At 63.3% G+C, this 19,833-nt stretch carries 20 protein-coding genes; 16 read left to right on the top strand and 4 right to left on the bottom strand.

Features of this window, described 5'->3' with window-relative positions:
* The first annotated feature begins 79 nt into the window (after positions 1-79).
* Together HV765_RS09350 and HV765_RS09345 are read left to right on the top strand one after the other, a co-directional pair.
* Positions 80-913 (top strand): M90 family metallopeptidase, encoded by an 834-nt coding sequence (locus HV765_RS09350; RefSeq protein WP_054424061.1) that lies wholly within the window; start codon positions 80-82, stop codon positions 911-913.
* A complete protein-coding gene (locus tag HV765_RS09345) occupies positions 910-1,419 on the top strand; it encodes an NAD(P)H-dependent oxidoreductase (protein WP_054424063.1) in 510 nt (169 codons plus the stop codon). The genes HV765_RS09350 and HV765_RS09345 overlap by 4 nt, the downstream gene beginning before the upstream one ends.
* A gap of 91 nt (positions 1,420-1,510) precedes the next feature.
* On the opposite strand, the gene HV765_RS09340 is transcribed toward HV765_RS09345, so the two are convergent.
* Positions 1,511-1,861 (bottom strand): RidA family protein, encoded by a 351-nt coding sequence (locus tag HV765_RS09340; RefSeq protein WP_006218017.1) that lies wholly within the window; start codon positions 1,859-1,861, stop codon positions 1,511-1,513.
* 66 nt (positions 1,862-1,927) lie between these two features.
* Positions 1,928-3,103: a nicotinate phosphoribosyltransferase gene (gene pncB / locus HV765_RS09335; RefSeq protein ID WP_054424065.1), complete on the bottom strand. Its 1,176-nt coding sequence runs from the start codon at positions 3,101-3,103 to the stop codon at positions 1,928-1,930.
* Positions 3,104-3,260: 157 nt separating this feature from the next.
* Here pncB and fdxA point away from each other — a divergent pair, with 157 nt between their 5' ends.
* From fdxA to HV765_RS09265, 14 genes are all read left to right on the top strand, one after another.
* Complete coding sequence (gene fdxA, locus HV765_RS09330; RefSeq protein WP_054424067.1) at positions 3,261-3,584, top strand: ferredoxin FdxA; 324 nt, start codon at positions 3,261-3,263, stop codon at positions 3,582-3,584.
* Positions 3,585-3,633: 49 nt separating this feature from the next.
* Complete coding sequence (locus HV765_RS09325; protein WP_175169599.1) at positions 3,634-4,434, top strand: ferredoxin--NADP reductase; 801 nt, start codon at positions 3,634-3,636, stop codon at positions 4,432-4,434.
* A 212-nt stretch (positions 4,435-4,646) separates the two neighbouring features.
* The gene (locus HV765_RS09320; RefSeq protein ID WP_175169598.1) at positions 4,647-5,873 is read left to right on the top strand and encodes a polyhydroxyalkanoate depolymerase; all 1,227 of its coding nucleotides are present in this window, start codon (positions 4,647-4,649) and stop codon (positions 5,871-5,873) included.
* Positions 5,874-5,984: 111 nt separating this feature from the next.
* Positions 5,985-6,629, top strand: coding sequence for an electron transport complex subunit RsxB (gene rsxB, locus HV765_RS09315; RefSeq protein ID WP_175169597.1), 645 nt, complete (start codon positions 5,985-5,987; stop codon positions 6,627-6,629).
* Positions 6,626-7,261 (top strand): endonuclease III, encoded by a 636-nt coding sequence (gene nth, locus HV765_RS09310; RefSeq protein WP_054424076.1) that lies wholly within the window; start codon positions 6,626-6,628, stop codon positions 7,259-7,261. The genes rsxB and nth overlap by 4 nt, the downstream gene beginning before the upstream one ends.
* A 353-nt stretch (positions 7,262-7,614) precedes the next feature.
* The gene (locus tag HV765_RS09305) at positions 7,615-8,388 is read left to right on the top strand and encodes an ABC transporter ATP-binding protein (RefSeq protein WP_054424078.1); all 774 of its coding nucleotides are present in this window, start codon (positions 7,615-7,617) and stop codon (positions 8,386-8,388) included.
* Positions 8,385-9,095 carry an ABC transporter ATP-binding protein gene (locus HV765_RS09300; protein WP_054424080.1) on the top strand — a complete coding sequence of 237 codons (711 nt, stop codon included), beginning with the start codon at positions 8,385-8,387 and terminating at the stop codon, positions 9,093-9,095. Before HV765_RS09305 ends, HV765_RS09300 begins: the two co-directional genes overlap by 4 nt.
* Positions 9,096-9,156: 61 nt before the next feature.
* Positions 9,157-10,371 (top strand): ABC transporter substrate-binding protein, encoded by a 1,215-nt coding sequence (locus HV765_RS09295; RefSeq protein ID WP_054424082.1) that lies wholly within the window; start codon positions 9,157-9,159, stop codon positions 10,369-10,371.
* Positions 10,372-10,468: 97 nt separating this feature from the next.
* Entirely contained in the window at positions 10,469-11,356 is an 888-nt protein-coding gene (locus HV765_RS09290; protein ID WP_054424084.1) for a branched-chain amino acid ABC transporter permease, read from the top strand.
* Entirely contained in the window at positions 11,353-12,336 is a 984-nt protein-coding gene (locus HV765_RS09285; protein WP_175169596.1) for a branched-chain amino acid ABC transporter permease, read from the top strand. The genes HV765_RS09290 and HV765_RS09285 overlap by 4 nt, the downstream gene beginning before the upstream one ends.
* 121 nt (positions 12,337-12,457) lie before the next feature.
* Positions 12,458-13,501 carry an ABC transporter substrate-binding protein gene (locus HV765_RS09280; protein WP_175169595.1) on the top strand — a complete coding sequence of 348 codons (1,044 nt, stop codon included), beginning with the start codon at positions 12,458-12,460 and terminating at the stop codon, positions 13,499-13,501.
* Between the two features lie 142 nt (positions 13,502-13,643).
* Positions 13,644-14,489 (top strand): branched-chain amino acid aminotransferase, encoded by an 846-nt coding sequence (locus tag HV765_RS09275; protein ID WP_054424091.1) that lies wholly within the window; start codon positions 13,644-13,646, stop codon positions 14,487-14,489.
* Positions 14,490-14,564: 75 nt separating this feature from the next.
* The gene (locus tag HV765_RS09270; RefSeq protein WP_175169594.1) at positions 14,565-16,760 is read left to right on the top strand and encodes a phosphocholine-specific phospholipase C; all 2,196 of its coding nucleotides are present in this window, start codon (positions 14,565-14,567) and stop codon (positions 16,758-16,760) included.
* The gene (locus tag HV765_RS09265; RefSeq protein WP_054424702.1) at positions 16,757-17,155 is read left to right on the top strand and encodes an ASCH domain-containing protein; all 399 of its coding nucleotides are present in this window, start codon (positions 16,757-16,759) and stop codon (positions 17,153-17,155) included. Before HV765_RS09270 ends, HV765_RS09265 begins: the two co-directional genes overlap by 4 nt.
* A gap of 80 nt (positions 17,156-17,235) precedes the next feature.
* Here the strand turns inward: HV765_RS09265 and HV765_RS09260 are convergent, their stop codons facing one another.
* Together HV765_RS09260 and HV765_RS09255 are read right to left on the bottom strand one after the other, a co-directional pair.
* A complete protein-coding gene (locus HV765_RS09260; RefSeq protein WP_054424094.1) occupies positions 17,236-17,997 on the bottom strand; it encodes an ABC transporter ATP-binding protein in 762 nt (253 codons plus the stop codon).
* Positions 17,994-19,832, bottom strand: a complete 1,839-nt coding sequence (locus tag HV765_RS09255) for a branched-chain amino acid ABC transporter ATP-binding protein/permease (RefSeq protein ID WP_054424096.1) — start codon at positions 19,830-19,832, stop codon at positions 17,994-17,996. The genes HV765_RS09260 and HV765_RS09255 overlap by 4 nt, the downstream gene beginning before the upstream one ends.
* Position 19,833: the final 1 nt, after the last annotated feature.

Below are 19,833 nucleotides of genomic sequence, written 5' to 3'. Positions count from 1 at the left end.
ATATCCCGACACTCTACACTAGGGTTTGATCACTCAGAATCCCCTGCCATATCCCGATATATAGAAGGAACCCAAGCTTATGTTGCGCTGGCTCAAGGGCCGGGGCGCCCGCGCGTCCGAAGTGGCCGAGATGCAAGCCCGCATCTCGCCCGAACTGTGGCGGCAGGTGCTGGATGCCCACCCTTTCCTGGCGGCGTTGAACGCCGATGAAACCGCTCAGCTGCTCGCGCGGTCGGCCTGGCTGCTGGCCAGCAAGACCATCAACGGCGCGCAGGGCCTGGACGTCTCGGACTTCATGCGGCTGTCGATTGCCGCGCAGGCCAGCCTGCCCATCCTGAACCTCGCCCCTGAACTCTATGAGGGCTGGGACGAAATCATCGTGTATCCGGCCAGCTTCCGTATTCCGCGTTCGCGCCAGGACGATGACGGCGTGGTTCACGAGTACATCGAAGATGCGGCGGGCGAAGCGTGGGAAGGCGGCCCGCTGGTGCTCTCCTGGGAGGACACGCAGTTGTCTGACGGTGGCTTCAATGTCGTCATCCATGAGTTCGCCCATAAGCTGGACCTGCGTTCCGGTTTTGCGGACGGCATGCCGTCGCTGGCCGCGCACCCGGATCTGAAACCGCAGGTATGGCGCCGCGTGTTGGACGACAGCCTTGACCGCTTCATCGCCGCGCTCGATGCCGTGGAAGCCGCCATTCCGCACGACGTGGACCCCGAAAGCGAAGAAGCCGACGCCTGGTACGGCCAATTGCCGATGGACCCGTACGCGGCCACGGACGAGGCGGAATTCTTCGCGGTCAGCTCCGAACACTTCTTCGTGGACCCGTTCCCGATGCAGCAGGCGCTGCCCGAATGGTATGACCTGCTGCGGGCCTATTACCGGCAGGACACCTTGGCGCGCTACGCATGAAGCAGCTGCTGATCGTCTGGCATTCGCGCACCGGCGCGGCAAGGCAAATGGCCGAGGCCGCAGCGCGTGGCGCGCAAGCGGCCGCGGCCGAACTCGACCTGGCGGACGCCTTGTGCGTGAAGTTGCTGCGGGCCTCCGACGTTGAAGCCGACGCCTTGCTGGCAAGCCACGGCTATCTGTTCTGCGCGCCCGAAAACCTGGCAAGCCTGAGCGGCGAGATGAAGGAGTTTTTTGATCGCAACTACTACGCCGTGCTCGACCGCATTCAGGGCTTGCCCTACGCCTGCGCGATCAGCGCCGGCAGCGATGGCACGGGCGCCGCGCGGCAGGTGGAACGGATTTGCACCGGATGGCGGCTGAGCGCGGTGGCGCCTGCATTGATCGTGAATCTGGGTGCGCAGACGCCCGAACAGATCGTGGCGGAAAAGACGGTGCCGGCGGCGGAACTCTCGCGCTGCGACGCCTTGGGCGGCCTGCTGGCGGCAACGTTGCTGATGGGGGAATAACGCCCCTTCGCGTTGGCGCAGAGGCGTGCAAGGCTCAAAGAAAAAGCCCTTCGGCATGCCGAAGGGCTTTTCACTTGCGGGCGGCAGTCGCTTAGATAGCGGCCGTCACAATGATCTCGACCTTGAAATCCGGGTTGGCCAGGCGGGCTTCAACCGTGGCGCGCGGAGGCGAATTGCCGTCAGCGACCCAGGCGTCCCATGCCTTGTTCATGCCGTCGAATTCCTTGATGTTGGCCACGTAGATCTGGGCCATCAGGATCTTGGTCTTGTCGGTGCCGGCTTCGGCCAGCAGGCGATCGATCGTCGCCAGCACTTGCTCGGTCTGGCCGGTAATGTCCAGCTTGGCGTCGTCCGGCACCTGGCCTGCCAGGTACGCGACACCGTTGTACACGGCCATGTCCGACAGGCGCTTGGCGACGTGGAAGCGCTTGATGCTGCTCATGAATATTCCCCTAGAGTCGAGTTGGGTTGATGAAACTGGAAACCAGCAATTTACCCCGAGCCGCCCTCAGGCGGGAGGCAACTGAAACACCTGGCGCAGATACGCCAGATAGGCGGGGTCGTCGCACATGGTTTTTTCTGGCGCATCAGACACCTTGGCCACCGGCTGGCCATTGCAGCGGACCATCTTCATGACGATCTGCAATGGTTCGTGGCCCAGGTCGTTGGTCAGGTTCGTGCCGATGCCGAAAGACACCTTGCAGCGGCCCGAGAACTGGCGGGCCAGCTCGATTGCGCGCGGGAAGGTCAGCGAATCCGAGAACACCAGCGTCTTCGCGCGCGGGTCCACGCGGTTCTTGCGGTAGTGCTCAAGCAAGCGTTCGCCCCAGACGAAGGGGTCGCCGGAATCGTGGCGGGCGCCGTCAAAGAGCTTGCAGAAATACATGTCGAAGTCGCGCAGGAACGCGTCCATGCCGTAGACGTCCGACAGCGCAATGCCGAGGTCGCCCCGGTATTCCTTGGCCCAGACTTCCAGCGCAAACACCTGCGAATCCCGCAACCGCGGCCCCAGCGCCTGGCAAGCCTGCAAGTATTCGTGGCCCATCGTGCCCAGCGGCAGCACTTCATGCTGCTTGGCCAGCAACACGTTGCTGGTGCCTGCAAAATGCTCGCCCATCTGGGCCTTCATGGTGGACACCACTTCCTGGTGCCAGACCTTGGAGAAGCGGCGGCGCGTGCCGTATTCAGCCACGCGGAAATCGGCCAGCGCCGGGTCGTCCAGCACCAGGTGCATCTTGGATTGCAGACGCTGGCGGCCTTCTTCCCAATCGGGGTTCTTGCGTGTGTTGCGGAAGTAGACCTCGTTGACGATGGCCAGCACCGGGATCTCGAAGAGAATCGTGTGCAGCCACGGGCCTTTCACTTCAATGGCGATCTCGCCCGGCGCATCGCCTTCAGTGATGTGGATGCAGCGCTCGGGCAGATGGAACAGGCCAAGAAAGTCGACGAAGTCGCTCTTGATGAAGCGCAAGCCGCCCAGATAATCCAGCTCATCCTGGGTGAAGCGCAGCTGGCACAGCTGGTGCACTTCTTCGCGGATTTCATCCAGATAGGGGCGCAGATCGGCCCCAACGGTGCGGCACTTGTAACGGTACTCGACCTGTGCAGCGGGGAACTGATGCAGTACCACCTGCATCATGCTGAATTTATACAGATCGGTGTCGAGCAGCGAAGTGATTATCATGATTGCGCGTATCGGTTTCGCGACACCATAGCATAGAGAACCGGGGGTTCAGGGCCATGGGCCACGAAGTCAATACGGGTATTACCGGCACATCGGGCGCGCATTGGGTAAAATCCGCCCAACAAGACACAAATGCCGCCGATCCCGGAGTTCCTGAATGACCCACGTTGTCACCGAAAACTGTATTAAGTGCAAGTACACCGATTGCGTTGATGTGTGCCCGGTGGACTGTTTTCGTGAGGGTCCGAACTTCCTCGTGATCGATCCCGACGAATGCATCGACTGCGCCGTCTGCATCCCGGAATGCCCGGCCAATGCGATCTACGCCGAAGAAGACGTGCCGCAAGACCAACTGAATTTCATCGCGCTGAACGCTGAGCTCTCGCCCGAGTTCGCCAGCATCAGCCGCGCCAAGAAGCCCCTGCCGGACGCCGACGACTGGAACGGCAAGCAGGACAAGCTGCAATTCCTGGAAAAATAATCCGCGATAGCTGGCTGCCGCCTGGCAACCGGTTTCGTGCGATGCCCCGATGACCGACGACTCCAAATACACGCGCCAAACCGTCACTCAGATCCACACCTGGGTGCCCGACAAGCTGTTCTCATTGCGCGTAACGCGCGACGACGCGTATACGTTCCTGCCGGGCCAGTTCGCCCGGGTCGGTTTACCCGGGGCTGATGATCCCCACGGCCCGCCCACGCTGTGGCGCGCCTACTCGATGGTGTCCGCCCCGCACGAGTCCGGGCTGGAGTTCTATTCCATCGTGGTTCCCGACGGCCTGTTCAGCCCCCGCATGGCGCAGTTGCGCCCGGGCGATGCCTTGTACGTCGAAAAAACGCCCTACGGTTTCCTGACGCTGGAACGCTTCGCGCCCGGCGGCGACCTGTGGCTTTTGGCTTCCGGCACCGGCCTGTCGGCCTACCTGTCGCTGCTGCGCGACCCCGCCACATGGCGCGCCTATCGCCGCATCATTCTGGTGCACGGCGTGCGCACCGTGGCGGAGCTGGCCTATCGCGAAGAAATCGAATCCTGGGGCGCGCGGCCGGAACTGGCCGAGGTGTTTGCGGCAGATCCGCAAAAGCTCATCTACCTGCCCATCGCCACCCGCGAAGCGCTGCCCGGCATGCCGCAAGAGCGCCTGACCACGCTGATCGCCGATGGCCGGCTAGAGCAGCTGGCCGGGCTGCCGCTGGACCCGGAGCAGGCGAAGATCATGCTTTGCGGCAACCCCGACATGCTGGCGGACGCTCGCAAGCTGCTGGGCGAACGCGGTTTCAAGCCGGGCCGCCGGGGCATTCCCGGCAACCTGGCAGTAGAAAATTACTGGTGATCCCGCACTGGCCGGCCTAGTGCATAAATCCTCCCTTTGGTCTCTATGCTGGGCAAAAAAACGCCCTAAACTGGTGCCTAAGGGGATGACGGGTCTCTTTTTAGCAACAGAATCCCGGTGTTTGCCGCAGTTTCTTTAGGCTGATTGGATATATCTTTAGTCCTCGGCGCAATAATCGGGGCACACGCTCGACCCAGAAGGACATCCTCCAAATGCTGTACCAATTGCACGAAATGCAGCGCGCCTTCCTGACTCCGTTCGCTGCATTCACGGATGCCGGTTCTCAGCTGTTCTCCAGTCCCTACAGTCCCCTCGCTTACACCCCGATTTCCCGCCAGATGGCCGCGGGGTACGAGCTGATGACGCGTATCGGCAAGGAATACCAGAAACCCGCCTGGAATCTTCCCACCACCGAGATCAACGGCAAGACCGTTCGCGTGACCGAAGCGCTGGCGTTGGACAAGCCCTTCTGCCGCCTGGTGCACTTTCACCGCGACGTGCGCCTCGCCGGCCGCGATGACCCCAAAGTGCTGCTGGTTGCCCCGCTATCGGGCCACCATGCGACCTTGCTGCGCGACACCGTGCGCGCCCTGCTGCCCAACCATGACGTTTATGTCACAGATTGGGTCGACGCCCGCATGGTGCCGCTAGCCGCCGGCCCGTTCCATCTGAACGACTACGTGCGCTACGTGCAGGATTTCATCCGCCACCTGGGCCCGGACGTGCACGTGATTTCGGTCTGCCAGCCCACCGTGCCGGTGCTGGCCGCCGTGTCGCTGATGGCCACCGCCAATGACCCCTGCCAGCCGCGCAGCATGGTCATGATGGGCGGCCCCATCGACCCGCGCCAGTCGCCCACGCAGGTGAACCGCCTGGCCACCACCAAGCCCTATTCGTGGTTTGAAAGCCAGGTGATCCACCCGGTGCCGCCGCGTTACCCGGGCGCGGGCCGCAAGGTCTACCCCGGCTTCCTGCAGCACGCCGGGTTCATGGCCATGAACCCCGACCGCCACATGAAGTCGCACTACGAGTTCTACCTGGACTTGCTGCGCGGCGACGACAGCGACGCCGAAGCGCACCGCCGCTTCTACGACGAATACAACGCAGTGCTGGACATGCCGGCCGAGTTCTATCTGGACACGATCCGCATGGTGTTCCAGGACTTCGCGCTGCCCAGCGGCACGTGGGAAGTCGACGGCCAGACGGTGCGCCCCGCCGACATCAAGAAGGTTGCGCTCTTCACCATTGAAGGCGAGCTGGACGATATCTCGGGCCAGGGCCAGACGCGTGCGGCCATCAAGCTGTGCAAGAACATTCCGGCCGAGCGCAAGTCGCACTACACGGCGCCGAACTGCGGCCACTACGGCATTTTCTCGGGCCGCCGCTGGCGCGAAATGATCTGTCCTAAAATTGCCGAATTCATCCGGCAATCGGCTTGACGACGGCACAGCGCCGTCCGGCAGGTGACGCGCGGGCCTGGCCCGCGCCTCCTCAAGCCTGATCCGTATTTCACGGGGCCCGCGTGGCCCCTTTTCTTTTATTGGCCTTACATGTCCTGTCGCTCACTTGCCGACCGCATCGACGCCTTGCTGCCCCAGACGCAATGCACCAAGTGCGGCTATGACGGCTGCCGGCCTTATGCCGACGCCATCGCGGACGGCTCAGCGCCGATCAACCGCTGCCCGCCCGGTGGCGACGACGGCATCGCCGCGCTGTCCGCCCTGCTGCAAACCCCCGCCCTGCCGCTGGACCTTGAGCGCGGCGAACCCGGCCCGCTGCTGGTTGCCCGCATCGATGAATCGCACTGCATCGGCTGTACGCTGTGCATCCAGGCCTGTCCGGTCGACGCGATCGTGGGCGCAAACAAACACATGCATACCGTGCTGGCCGATTGGTGCACGGGCTGTGATCTGTGCGTGGCGCCCTGTCCGGTGGACTGTATTCAAATGGTGCCTGCCGGCCGCGCATGGACCGCAGAAGACGCCACCATCAGCCGCCAACGGCATCGCAGCCACCAGGCGCGAGCCGAACGCCTGGCTGCCGACAACGCCCGCCTGATGGCGCCAGAGACGCCCGCCGCCGCAAGTGCGCCCCCGCCCGCCGCCGACGACGCGCAAAGCGAAGACCGCAAGCGCTCCGCCATTGAATCCGCGTTGGCCCGCGCCCGGGCCCGCCGTAATCCGACGCAGTCATGAACGCAGCCAAACGCCGTGAGATCTTCGCCCGCCTGCAAGCGGCCAACCCGAACCCCACGACCGAACTGGAATACGACACGCCGTTCCAGCTGCTGATCGCGGTGCTGTTGTCGGCGCAGGCCACCGACAAGTCAGTCAACATCGCCACGCGTAAATTCTTCCCGCAATACGGCACGCCCGAAGCGTTGCTGGCGCTGGGCGAAGAAGGCTTGTCCGATTACATCAAGACCATCGGGCTGTACCGCACCAAAGCCAAGAACACGATCGCCACCTGTCGGATATTGCTTGAGCATCACGGCGGCGAAGTGCCGCAAACGCGCGAGGCATTGGAATCGCTGCCGGGCGTGGGCCGCAAGACGGCCAACGTCGTGCTCAACACCGCATTCGGCCAGCCCACGATGGCGGTGGATACGCATATCTTTCGCGTGTCGAACCGCACCGGTATCGCGCCGGGCAAGAACGTGCTTGAAGTGGAAGACAAGCTCGTGAAATTCATCCCGCGCGAATATATCCAGGACGCTCATCACTGGCTGATCCTGCATGGCCGCTACATCTGCGTGGCGCGCAAACCGAAGTGCCCCCAATGCGGCATTTCCGATCTGTGTGAATTCAAACAAAAAACACCCGCGTAAACCCTGCGGTCCAAATAGGGCATTGTGATTTCAGCGAGCGGAAAACCGGGGTTTTCCCTCGCTGAATTTGTTTGATCAATTGATAAGAATCAACGCGTATTTGCTGCAATGCATTGCGCATGGAAAAGGGTTTTCCCGCCTTGAGCGGCGTGTATTGTCGGCCTGCCGACAATTGACCTTTCCGCACTGCAAAACCTATGTAAAACCCTCATGGAATTTTGATAAAGAGGTCCGCATACTCGCCGGCAACTCATCAGAAAACTACGAGACATCTCTGGTTTTCTGACCCCGCGGGGGTCTGTCGCAACGACGGCAGGCAGAGACCATATAAATACAACGCTGGTGCAGCGGACATGGATGACACAATCCTGGAGACAAAAGGCCTCACCAAGGAGTTCCGCGGATTCGTCGCGGTCAATGGGGTCGATTTGCGTATCAAGCGAGGCGAGATTCATGCCTTGATCGGGCCTAACGGCGCGGGCAAGACCACATGCTTCAACCTGCTTACCAAGTTCTTATCTCCCACGTCGGGAACCATCAAGTTCAACGGTATCGACATTACCGGCGAGCGCCCCGCGCAGATTGCGCGGCGTGGCGTGATTCGCTCGTTCCAGATTTCGGCGGTGTTCCCACACCTGACCGTGCTTGAGAACGTGCGCATCGGCTTGCAGCGCAAGACGGGGCTGTCGTTTCACTTCTGGCAAAGCGACAAGCGGCTGGCGTCCTTGAACGAGCCGGCGCGCGCGCTGCTTGAACAGGTGGACCTGGGCGCCTTTGCGAACGAGACCACGGTGAATCTGCCGTATGGCCGCAAGCGCGCGCTGGAAATCGCCACCACGCTGGCGATGGAACCCGAACTGATGCTGCTGGACGAGCCCACGCAGGGCATGGGCCACGAAGACGTGGACCGCGTCACGCAGCTGATCAAGCGCGTCAGCGCCGGGCGCACGATCCTGATGGTGGAACACAACATGAACGTCGTGTCCTCCATCGCCAACACCATCACCGTGCTCGCGCGCGGCTCGGTGCTGGCCGAAGGCACGTACGCCGAAGTCTCCCGCCATCCGGCCGTGATGCAGGCGTACATGGGCACCACCGACGGCGAACTTCAAGGAGCGCACGCATGAGCACCCCGGCACTGGAAATTTCAGGCTTGCAAGCCTGGTACGGGGAATCGCACATCCTGCACGGCGTGGATATGCGCGTGGGGCAAGGTGAAGTCGTCACGCTGCTGGGCCGCAATGGCGCCGGCCGCACCACGACGTTGCGCGCGATTCTCGGGCTGACGGGTTCCCGCAAGGGCTCGGTGCGCATTCACGGCACCGAAGCCATCGACCTGCCCACCTACAAAATCGCCCACCTGGGCGTGGGCTATTGCCCCGAAGAACGCGGCATCTTCGCCAGCCTGTCTTGCGAAGAAAATCTGCTGCTGCCGCCGGTCGTGGGTTCGCTGGGCGGCGGCATGTCGCTGGCCGAAATCTACGACATGTTCCCCAACCTGCAAGAGCGCCGGAATTCGCCGGGCACGCGCTTGTCGGGCGGCGAACAACAGATGCTGGCCGTGGCGCGCATTCTGCGCACCGGCGCCAATTTGCTGCTGCTGGACGAAATCTCCGAAGGCCTGGCGCCCGTCATCGTGCAGGCGCTTGCCCGCATGATCAAGACGCTGAAGCAGCGCGGCTACACGATCGTCATGGTCGAGCAGAACTTCCGCTTCGCGGCTCCGCTGGCTGACCGCTTCTATGTCATGGAGCACGGCCAGATCGTCGAGCATTTCGAAGCCGCAGAACTTTCAGAAAAACAGGACACGCTCAACGAATTGTTGGGCGTCTAAAACAACCTGTCATCCGCCGGACCCCCGGCAACACTACACCGTAGGGAAGAGGAGTCATCCCATGAAGCTGCACACCATCACTGCTGCACTGGCCATGGCGGGCCTGGGATTTGCAGGGGCAACCGCCCACGCGCAAGGTATCTCCGACGATGTCATCCGCATCGGCTTCATCACCGACATGTCGGGCGTGTATTCCGACATCGACGGCAAGGCTGGTCTGGACGCGATCCGCATGGCGATCGAAGACGCCGGCGGCACCATCAACGGCAAGAAGATCGAAGTTGTCTCGGCCGACCACCAGAACAAGGCCGACGTGGCGTCGGCGCGCGCACGCGAATGGTTCGACCAGCAGAAGGTCGACGTCATTGTTGCGGGCACGAACTCGGCCACCAGCCTGGCCATGGCGGCCGTGGCGGCTGAAAAGAAAAAGCCGTTCATCGCCGTGGGCGCGGGCGCATCCGACCTGACCAACGCGCAATGTTCGCCCTACACCGTCCACTACGCCTACGACACCGTGGCGCTGGCGCGCGGCACCGGTTCGGCGGTGGTGAAGGACGGCGGCAAGAGCTGGTTCTTCCTGACGGCCGACTACGCCTTCGGCCACGCGCTGGAACGCGACACCGTGGCGGTTGTGAAGGCTGCCGGCGGCGAGATCAAGGGCCAGGTGCGCGCACCGCTGGGCGCATCGGACTTCTCGTCCTTCCTGTTGCAAGCGCAAGCCTCCAAGGCGCAGATTCTGGGCATGGCCAACGCGGGTGGCGACACCATCAACACCATCAAGGCCGCCAATGAATTCGGCGTGACCAAGACGATGAAGATGGCCGGCCTGCTCGTGTTCATCAACGACGTGCACTCGCTGGGCCTGCAAGCCACGCAAGGCATGTACCTGACCGACGGCTGGTACTGGGATCAATCCGATGCCTCGCGCGCCTGGGCCAAGAAGTTTGAAGCCAAGGTCGGCCGCAAGCCGTCGATGCTGCAAGCGGGCGACTACTCGTCGACGATGTTCTACCTGAACGCCGTGAAGGCAACAGGCACGGACGACGCCGACACCGTCATCAAGTGGATGAAGTCGAACAAGATCAACGACTTCTTCACCCAAGGCGGCTATGTGCGCGAAGACGGCCGCATGGTCCATGACATGTACCTGATGCAAGTGAAGACCCCGGCCGAATCCAAGGGCCCGTGGGACTACTACAAGGTCGTGGCCACGCTGCCTGGCGACGAGGTCTACACCAAGCTGTCCGAGTCCACCTGCAAGCTGGTCAAGAAATAATTCCCGGCTCATGTGACCCCAAGGTGCGGCCCGGCGCGGGCCGCGGCCGCACCTTGAATTTGCTCGCTTCCATCCGTACGCGCAGGATTTTCACAAGATGACTGACCTTTTCGGCATCCCTATACAGGCCTTGTTCGGCCAGCTATTACTGGGCCTGGTCAACGGTTCCTTCTATGCCATGTTGTCGCTCGGGCTTGCCGTGATCTTCGGGCTGCTGAACGTCATCAACTTCGCGCACGGCGCGCTCTACATGCTGGGCGCGTTCATCGCCTGGATGGGGCTGTCGTACCTGGGGTTGAACTACTGGATCATGCTGATCCTGGCGCCGCTGGTCGTGGGGCTGTTCGGCATACTGATCGAAAAACTATTGCTCAAGCATCTGTACAAGCTTGATCACCTTTATGGGCTGCTGCTGACCTTCGGCCTGACCTTGCTGATCGAAGGCCTGTTCCGCAGCTTCTACGGCGTATCGGGGCAACCTTACCCGACCCCCGAAGCGCTGCGTGGCGCGACCAACCTGGGCTTCATGATTCTGCCGAACTATCGCGGCTGGGTCGTGGCGGCGTCGGTGGTGGTCTGCCTGGCGACCTGGTTCGTCATTGAACGCACTCGCCTGGGCGCCCTGCTGCGCGCCGGCACCGAGAACCCGCGCCTGGTTGAAGCCTTTGGCGTGAACGTGCCGCGCATGATCACGCTGACCTACGGTTTCGGCGTGGCGCTGGCCGGCTTTGCGGGTGTGCTGGCTGCGCCCGTTTTGCAGATTTCGCCGCTGATGGGGTCCAACCTCATCATCGTCGTGTTCGCCGTGGTCGTGATCGGGGGCATGGGGTCCATCATGGGCGCCATCGTGACCGGGTTGGGCCTGGGCGTGATTGAAGGACTGACCAAGGTGTTCTGGCCCGAAGCGTCCAGCACCGTGGTGTTCATCATCATGGCCATCGTTCTGTTGATCCGCCCGGCCGGGCTGTTCGGAAAAGAAAAATGAATCGTCAATTCCTGGGCTATGCGGTACTGGCCGTCGTGGTGGCCGCTCTCCCCTTCCTGGGGGTGTACCCGATCTTCGCCATGAAGATCATGTGCTACGCGCTCTTTGCCTGCGCATTCAACCTGCTCTTGGGCTTTACCGGGCTCTTGTCGTTCGGGCACGCCGCCTTCCTGGGCAGCGCGGCCTACGCGGCCGGGTACGCGATGAAGGTGTGGGGCTTTCCCACCGAGATCGGCCTGCTGTTCGGCGTGGGCGTGGCGGCGTTGCTGGGGCTGGCGATGGGCGCCATCGCCATTCGCCGCAGCGGCATCTACTTCGCGATGATCACGCTGGCGCTGGCGCAGATGGTGTTCTTCTTCTTCCTGCAAGCCAAGTTCACCGGCGGCGAAGACGGCCTGCAAAGCGTGCCGCGCGGCACCTTGCTGGGCATGCTGGATTTGTCCAAGGACATCAACCTGTACTACGTGGTGATGGGCATTTTCGTGCTGGGCTACTTCATCATCTGGCGCACGGTGAATTCGCCGTTCGGACAAGTGCTGCAAGCGCTGCGCGAGAACGAGCCGCGTGCGGTCTCGCTGGGCTATGACGTCGACCGCTTTAAGCTGCTGGCCTTCGTGCTGTCGGCCGCGCTGGCCGGGCTTGCCGGCGCCACCAAGACGCTGGTGTTCGTGTCGGCCACCTTGTCGGACGCCACCTGGCAGATGTCCGGGCTAGTCATCCTGATGACGCTGATCGGCGGGCTGGGCACCTTGACCGGCCCCATCCTCGGCGCCTTCATCGTGGTGCTGCTTGAGAACAAGGTGGGCGACTTCGGCCAGATGATGGCCAGCCTGACCGGCGTGGAATGGTTCCTGCGCCTGGGCGAATCGGTCACCATCGTGATCGGCCTGATCTTCGTCATCTGCGTGCTGGCCTTCCGGCGCGGCATCGTGGGCGAAGTCGGCGCCTTCATCGACCGCCGGCGCGCCGCCCGCGCCTGACCGCATTCCGCCTGACCCTGCTTGTCACCCGGACGGGGCCGCATCATGCGGCCCCGTTTGCATTAGGGCCGCCACAAGCGCCCGTACAATAAAACGCACCCAACCCAACAGGTGCCTGACCATGCGCAACCCGCATCCGCTCGCCCCCGTCTCTGCCGCTTTGGCCCTGGCCGCGGCGCTGCTTGCTGCTCCCGCCGCGAATGCCGCCAGCCCGGCAGCAAGCCCTTCGGCAACCCCCACTTGTGAAGTCAACCGCCCCGTCCGCTTCAGCGGGCTGAACTGGGAGTCCAACCTGGTGTTGGCGGGCATCGAACGCTATGTGCTGGAACACGGCTACGGCTGCAAGACCACCGTCGAAATCGGCGAAACGCTGCCGATGCTGGCCGCGCTGCAACGCGGCGATGTGGATGTCACGCCCGAAGTCTGGCCTGGCCAGATCGAAGGCGCCTGGAAAAAGGCCCTGGCCAGCGGCAAGGTGCTGGGCGTGGGCCATGTGTATGACGCGGGCGAAGGCTGGTACGTGCCGCGCTATACCGTCGAACGCCATCCTGAATTGAAGTCTGCCGCCGACCTGGCGCGCATGAAAGACGTGTTCGCCGACCCCGAGGAACCGGGACGCGGCCGCATCTACGGCTGCCCCGCCGGCTGGGCCTGCGGCACCTTGAACGACAACCTGCTGCGTGCGTTGAAGCTGGACAAGGACTATTCGCTTTTCGCCCCCGGTTCCGGCGCGGCGCAAAAGGCGGCCATCGTGTCGGCGTACAAGCGCAAGCGCGACATCGTTTTCTATTACTGGACGCCCACGTCGCTGGTGGGTGCGCTGGACCTGGTGAAACTGGAACTGCCCGCCTTCGACCAGACGGCCTACACCTGCATGACCGATCCCAAATGCGCCAACCCCGTCGCCACAGAGTTCAAGCCCAATCCGGTCGTGACCGGCGTGAACGCGGCGTTTGCGAAGGACGCGCCCAAGATCGCGGAATTCCTCAGCAAGCTGACCGTGCCGGATGACGCCATCAACGCCACCTTGGGCTGGCTGGAAACGGAAGGCAAAGAACCCGAAGACGCCGCACGCTACTTCCTGAAGCAGTACGGCCCCGTCTGGCGGCAATGGATGCCGGCAGATGCCGCTGATCGTGTGCAGGCCGCATTGGCCCGTGAATGACGCACGAATGACGTGCGAATGACGTGCGATGGCGCGCCAACCTTGCCCGCCGCCTCATGTATCCTGACGTTTCGGCGCCGCCCCGGTAATGCCTCGGTATTGCCCCGGCTGCGTCACCCCACACAAGTGAAGGAAGATAAGCATGGACGCCCTGTATTGGCACAACGGTCACTGGACCACCGAAAACCCCAAACTGCTCGGCCCCGCCGACCACGCCTTCTGGATGGCCAGCATGGTCTTCGACGGCGCGCGCGCTTTCCGCGGCCTGACGCCTGACCTGGACCTGCACTGCCAGCGCGTTGTGCGCTCGGCTGAAAAGATGCTGATGAAGCCGCAGATGGATTGGGAAACGATCCAGAAGCTGTGCCTGGAAGCCGTGGCCAAATTCCCTGAAGGCACCGAGCTCTACATCAAGCCGATGTTCTACTGCGCCGACGGCTTCCTGTTGCCGGATGCCGACAAGACGCAGTTCGTGCTGCACGTGTTCAAGGTGCCGATGCCGGGCGAACAAGGTTTCTCGGCCTGCTTCTCGAGCTTTGCGCGGTCGTGGCCGAACATGGCGCCCACCGACGCCAAGGCCTCCTGCCTGTACCCCAATGGCCAGCGCGCCATCCGCGAAGCCGCCGAAAAGGGTTTCGACAACGCCATCATGCTGGACGGCGCGGGCAACATCGCGGAATTCGCCACCAGCAATTTGTGGCTCGCCAAGAACGGCGTGGTGTCCACGCCGGTTGATAACGGCACGTTCCTGAACGGCATTACGCGCCGCCGCGTGCTGGCGCTGCTGAAGGCCGATGGCGTTGAAGTGCAAGAGCGCAGCCTGACCCGCGCCGATGTCGAAGAAGCCGACGAAGTGTTCTCGTCCGGCAACTACGGCAAGGTGGTCCATGTGAACCGCGTGGAAGACCGCGTGCTGGAATACGGCCCGATGGCGCGCCGCGCTCACAAGCTGTACATGGACTACGCGGAAAGCACGGGCCGCAAGTAAAACCAGCCCGGCGCTGTCAGCGAAAAAAAAGGGAAACCCGCGTACGCTATCGGCTTCGCACCGCAAGGTAGAGCCATGCACAGCAGACGCGATTTCCTGCGCACGAGCGCATCCCTGGCAGGCGCTGGCAGCGCGCTGGCGTTCTTGCCCGCCTCGATTCGGCGGGCGCTCGCCATCCCCGCCAACCACCGCACCGGCACGATCCGCGATGTTGAACACATCGTGATCTTCATGCAGGAAAACCGGTCGTTCGATCATTACTTCGGCGGGCTCGCCGGGGTACGAGGCTTCGGCGACCGCTTTCCGATTCCGGTGCCGGACAGCCCCGACTATCGGCATCGCACCGTCTGGGCGCAATACAACGACAAGCCTGACGAGGGCGCCCCGCGCAGCGTGCTGCCCTATCACCTGGACACGCGCGAAGCCTTCGAGACCTTGCGCATCGCCAGCACGCCGCATACCTGGTCCAACGCGCAAGACGCCTGGGACGCAGGCCGCATGGGCCAGTGGCCTGCCGCCAAGAAAAATCATTCAATGGCGTACTACACCGACGCCGACATGCCCTTCCAGTACGCAATGGCACGCGCCTTCACGGTGTGTGACGCCTATCACTGTTCGTTCACGGGCGGCACCAACACGAACCGGCTGTTCGTGTGGAGCGGCACCAACGATGGCGAGGGACGCGGCAACGGCCCGGCGCTGGGCAACGTCTACAACAAGCTCAAGGGCGGTGACCCCGCCCGCGCCTACACGTGGACGACCTATCCCGAACGGCTGGAAGCCGCTGGCGTCAGCTGGCGCATCTACCAAAACATGGCGGACAACTATTCGCTGAATCCCACGGCCGGGTTCAAAGCGTATCGCGATGCTTACCAAGGCGCACCGGGGTCGCTCGCGGCGCTGAAAGACAAGGCGCTGACGACGCGCGATCTGGACATGCTGCGGCAAGACGTGCTGGATGGCACGCTGCCGCAAGTGACATGGATCTGCGCCACCAAGGCGGGCTCGGAACATCCCAGCCCGTCCAGCCCGGCGCAAGGCGCCGACTACACCGCGCGCGTGCTGGATGCATTGACGGCCAACCCCGAGGTCTGGAGCAAGACCGTCCTGCTGCTGATGTTCGACGAGAACGACGGCTTCTTCGACCACATGCCGCCGCCTGCGCCGCCATCGCGCGACGCCTCGGGTGCCATGGCGGGCGCGTCCACCGTGGACACGCGGGGCGAATATCACGAGATCATCACCGGCGTGGAAAAAGACGACACGCCGGCGCATCTGCATGGGGTTTATGGGCTGGGGCCACGCGTGCCGATGTACGTGCTGTCGCCGTGGACCAAAGGCGGCTGGGTCAACTCGCAGGTGTTCGATCACACCTCGGTGTTGCGCTTTGTTGAGCAGCGCTTTGGCGTGGCGGAGACGAACATTTCGCCGTGGCGGCGCGCGGTATGTGGTGACCTGACGTCGATCTTCGATTTCGCGAACCCCGACGGCGCCGACTTGCTGCGCGCGTTTCCCGCCACGTCCGAACGTGCGGCGCAAGCGTCGGCGTTACCCGGCACCGTCATTCCGCCCGCGCCCGCCGAGCCTGGCCTTGCGCGCCAAGCGCCCGGCACCCGGCCATCGCGCGCGCTGCCCTATGCGCTGCACGTGCATGCGCGCGTCGACGGTGAACAAGTCACGCTGCAATGTGAGAATGCTGGCGCGGCAGGCGCGGTGCTGCACGTCTATGACCGCCTGCATCTGGAACGCGGCCCGCGCCGTTATACGGTCGAGGCCGGAAAACAGCTGGAAGGCCAATGGCTGACCTCGGAGGACGACGGCCGCTACGACCTTTGGGTGTTGGGCCCGAATGGCTTTCACCGGCATTACACGGGTGCTACGGTTACCACCCCTGTCAGCCACACTACGGATGCCACGGCCATCAGCCCCCCCGCCGCCCCGCAGCTTGAAGTCATCGCCGCCTATGACAAACCGGGTGCATCCTTGCGGCTGTCGGTACACAACCCGGGAATTCAATCGCGCACATTCCGCGTGGCCGCCAATGCGTATGAGCACCCGCAGCAAGCCGACACGACGTTGGCGGCCGGCGCGTCCGTTGACCTGTCCTGGGACATGACACGCACCGGCGGCTGGTACGACGTTACGGTGCGCGATAATGACGCTCCCGCGTGGTCGCGCCGGTTCGCCGGGCGCATCGAAACCGGCGCCCCATCCACCTCCGACCCCGCGATGGGTCAGGAACTGATCTTGCAATGGACACCGTTGGCATGAAACCGCCCGCCCCCTATGAAGATGCCGTGACCTTCCAGTTTGGCGACTCCCCCGCGCTGGCCGACGAATTGCTGGCGCTGGTACTGGCCGGCACCAAAACGGCCACCTGCGGCGCGCTCGCCCATTTCGACGACAACGAACCCGTGCCCCAGGCTGGCCGGCGCGATGTGGTGCTGGACGGCCAGGGCCGCCCGGCCTGCGTCATCGAAACCACCAGCGTGTTGATCCAGCGCTTTGACCAGGTGGACGAGGCGTTTGCGCTGGCAGAAGGCGAAGGCCCTTTTGATGTCTGGCGCGATGCGCACATTGCCTACTTCGACCGCAACGGCGGCTATGCGCCAGACATGATGCTGGTGTGTGAACGCTTTCGCGTGGTGGAAGTCTTCAAGCGATAGTCTTCAAGCGATAGTCTTCAAGCGATAAAAAAACCGGGCAGCGCCCGGTTGTTATTTGGAAAGGACGGATGCGCGTCGCGTCAGTCCTTGTCCGCGCCCTTGCCCAGGCCGAGATAGCTTTCGATAACTTTCGGGTCACCCGCCAGTTCACGTGCCGGGCCATGGAGAATGACCTCGCCGGTTTCCAGCACGTAGCCGTAGTCGGCCACTTGCAACGCCGCGCGGGCGTTTTGTTCGACCAGCAGAATCGCAACACCCGTCTCGCGCAGGCGCGCGATGATGTGGAAGATTTCGCGCACGATACGCGGCGCCAAGCCAAGGCTGGGTTCATCCAGCATCAGCAAGGTGGGCTTGGCCATCAGCGCGCGGCCCACCGCCAGCATCTGGCGTTCACCGCCCGACAACGTGCCGGCCTGTTGCGCACGGCGTTCGCGCAAGCGCGGGAACAGGTCGAACACTTCGTTCAACGTGTCGCGCCAGCCAGCCTCGCGGGCACGGTAGCGGCGAAAGCCGCCCAGCAGCAGGTTGTCTTCCACGGACATGGTGCCGAACAGTTCGCGGCGTTCCGGCACCAGCGACATGCCGGCCGCCACACGGCGCTCGACCTGCCAGCTGGACACATCGGTGCCCGCGTACTGCACCGTGCCAGCCGCATGGCCGGTCTGGGGCAAGGACCCCATCATGGCGTTCAGCATGGTGGATTTGCCGGCGCCGTTGGCGCCGATCACCGTCACGATGCTGCCGGCAGGCACGGTCAGCGTGGCGCCGACCAGCGCGCCAACCTTGCCGTAGCGGGCCGACAGATTGCTGACTTCAAGAACGGGCGTTTGCGTCGCGCTCATTGCACACCTCCTGCCGACACGGGCTTGGCCTGATCCGCTTCGGGCAGGTCGTCGTCGATGCCGCCCAGATAGGCTTCCAGCACCGCCGGGTTCTTTTGCACGTCGGCTGGCACGCCTTCGGCCAGCTTGGTGCCGAAATCCATCACCACCAGGTGGTTGGTCAGGCGCATCACAAAATCCATATCGTGTTCGACCAGCAGAATGCTCATGCCTTCCGCGCGCAGCTGCTCCAGCACCCGCGCCAGGTCTTGCTTTTCTTTGTAGCGCAGGCCGGCGGCAGGTTCGTCCAGCAACAGCAGCACCGGATCAGACGCCAAGGCGCGCGCGATTTCCAGAATGCGTTGCTGGCCCAGCGCCAGATTGCCCGCCTGTTCGTACAGGTATTCACCCAGGCCCACGCGCTTGATCTGCTCGGCGGCCTCGTGCAACAACTGTGCTTCGCGGGCGCGGTCCGAGTGCAAGGCGCCAGCCAGCACGCCAACGTCCGAGCGCAAGTGCGCGCCCAACGCCACGTTCTCCAGCACGGTCATGCCCGGCAGCAGCTGCACGTGTTGGAACGTGCGGCCCACGCCCAGCTTGGCGATCTCGCGCGCCGAACGGTTGTCGATGCGCTGGCCCATGAACGTGACTTGGCCGCGCGTCACCGGCAACACGCCGCTGATCAGGTTGAAGGTCGTGCTCTTGCCGGCGCCGTTGGGGCCGATCAAGCCCATGATTTCGCCGGAGCTGACCTTGAAGGTGATGTCGTTGACGGCCACCAGACCGCCGAACTCTTTGCGGATGGCGTCCACTTCCAGCACCACCTGACCCGCTTGCGGGCGTGCGCGCGTCGGCAACGCCGGTGCGGGCGCGGGCGGCGCCAGATTACGGCGCGAACCGTCGGCGCCCGTGATGCTGCCCCACCAGCCCGCCAGAATCGGCCACAGGCCGTTGCGGGCGTATTGCAGCATCAGGATCAGCAGCACGCCGAAGACGATCATCTCGAAGTTGGCGTTGGTGTCCAGCAGCTTGGGCAGCCAGTTCTGCAACTGGTCTTTCAGCACCAGGATGACGCTGGAACCGAGCAACGCGCCCCAGACATAGCCCGCACCGCCCACTACCGCCATGAACAGGTATTCAATACCGTAGTTCACGCCGAAGGGGCTGGGGCTGACGGCGCGCTGCATGTGCGCGTAGAGCCAGCCCGAAATGCACGCCAGCAACGCCGCCCACACGAAGATCACAACCTTGTACGCAGCGGTGTTCACGCCCATCGATTCGGCCATGCCCGCGCCGCTTTTCAGCGCACGGATGGCGCGCCCCGGACGCGAGTTCAGCAGATTGCGGGTTGCCCACAGCGCCAACAGCACAAACACCCAGATCAGGTAATAAATGTGGCGGCCGTTGGCCAGCGACATCCCGAAGATGCTGATGGGTTCAATGCCGGCGATGCCGTCGTGCTTGCCCAGCCAGTCGATATTGCCAAACAGGAAGTACAGCGACAGGCCCCAGGCGATGGTGCCCAGCGGCAGGTAGTGGCCCGACAGGCGCAAGGTGATCGCGCCCAGCAGATAGGCCACGACGGCGGTCAGGATCAGGCCGGCCGGCAAGGCCAGCCACGGCGACACGTCGTACTGCGTGGTCAGGAATGCGGTGGTGTAGGCGCCCAGACCCACAAACGCAGCCTGGCCGAACGACGTCAGGCCACCCACGCCGGTCAGCAGCACCAGACCCAGCACAACCAGGCTGGCCAGACCGATGTAATTCAGTTGCGTCACCCAGAACTCGGGCGTGACCGGCACCAATGGCAGGCCCGCCAGGACGACAAGAAATACGACAAGCAGAATGCGGTTCATG

The sequence above is a fragment of the Achromobacter kerstersii genome, from assembly GCF_902859595.1.
Classification (GTDB): Bacteria; Pseudomonadota; Gammaproteobacteria; order Burkholderiales; family Burkholderiaceae_B; genus Achromobacter; species Achromobacter kerstersii.
Note: the sequence above shows the minus strand (reverse complement) of the source record. Positions and strands in the feature narration are given on the sequence as shown.

Bases quoted from the DNA above. Each gene is read 5' to 3' on its own strand.
- fdxA (WP_054424067.1), top strand. From the start codon at position 3,261: ATGACCCACGTTGTCACCGAAAACTGTATTAAGTGCAAGTACACCGAT.
- pncB (WP_054424065.1), bottom strand. From the start codon at position 3,103: ATGATAATCACTTCGCTGCTCGACACCGATCTGTATAAATTCAGCATG.
- HV765_RS09260 (WP_054424094.1), bottom strand. From the start codon at position 17,997: ATGAGCGCGACGCAAACGCCCGTTCTTGAAGTCAGCAATCTGTCGGCC.
- HV765_RS09270 (WP_175169594.1), top strand. From the start codon at position 14,565: ATGCACAGCAGACGCGATTTCCTGCGCACGAGCGCATCCCTGGCAGGC.
- HV765_RS09345 (WP_054424063.1), top strand. From the start codon at position 910: ATGAAGCAGCTGCTGATCGTCTGGCATTCGCGCACCGGCGCGGCAAGG.
- rsxB (WP_175169597.1), top strand. From the start codon at position 5,985: ATGTCCTGTCGCTCACTTGCCGACCGCATCGACGCCTTGCTGCCCCAG.
- HV765_RS09320 (WP_175169598.1), top strand. From the start codon at position 4,647: ATGCTGTACCAATTGCACGAAATGCAGCGCGCCTTCCTGACTCCGTTC.
- nth (WP_054424076.1), top strand. From the start codon at position 6,626: ATGAACGCAGCCAAACGCCGTGAGATCTTCGCCCGCCTGCAAGCGGCC.
- HV765_RS09265 (WP_054424702.1), top strand. From the start codon at position 16,757: ATGAAACCGCCCGCCCCCTATGAAGATGCCGTGACCTTCCAGTTTGGC.
- HV765_RS09275 (WP_054424091.1), top strand. From the start codon at position 13,644: ATGGACGCCCTGTATTGGCACAACGGTCACTGGACCACCGAAAACCCC.
- HV765_RS09285 (WP_175169596.1), top strand. From the start codon at position 11,353: ATGAATCGTCAATTCCTGGGCTATGCGGTACTGGCCGTCGTGGTGGCC.
- HV765_RS09325 (WP_175169599.1), top strand. From the start codon at position 3,634: ATGACCGACGACTCCAAATACACGCGCCAAACCGTCACTCAGATCCAC.
- HV765_RS09350 (WP_054424061.1), top strand. From the start codon at position 80: ATGTTGCGCTGGCTCAAGGGCCGGGGCGCCCGCGCGTCCGAAGTGGCC.
- HV765_RS09255 (WP_054424096.1), bottom strand. From the start codon at position 19,832: ATGAACCGCATTCTGCTTGTCGTATTTCTTGTCGTCCTGGCGGGCCTG.
- HV765_RS09280 (WP_175169595.1), top strand. From the start codon at position 12,458: ATGCGCAACCCGCATCCGCTCGCCCCCGTCTCTGCCGCTTTGGCCCTG.
- HV765_RS09305 (WP_054424078.1), top strand. From the start codon at position 7,615: ATGGATGACACAATCCTGGAGACAAAAGGCCTCACCAAGGAGTTCCGC.
- HV765_RS09340 (WP_006218017.1), bottom strand. From the start codon at position 1,861: ATGAGCAGCATCAAGCGCTTCCACGTCGCCAAGCGCCTGTCGGACATG.
- HV765_RS09295 (WP_054424082.1), top strand. From the start codon at position 9,157: ATGAAGCTGCACACCATCACTGCTGCACTGGCCATGGCGGGCCTGGGA.
- HV765_RS09300 (WP_054424080.1), top strand. From the start codon at position 8,385: ATGAGCACCCCGGCACTGGAAATTTCAGGCTTGCAAGCCTGGTACGGG.
- HV765_RS09290 (WP_054424084.1), top strand. From the start codon at position 10,469: ATGACTGACCTTTTCGGCATCCCTATACAGGCCTTGTTCGGCCAGCTA.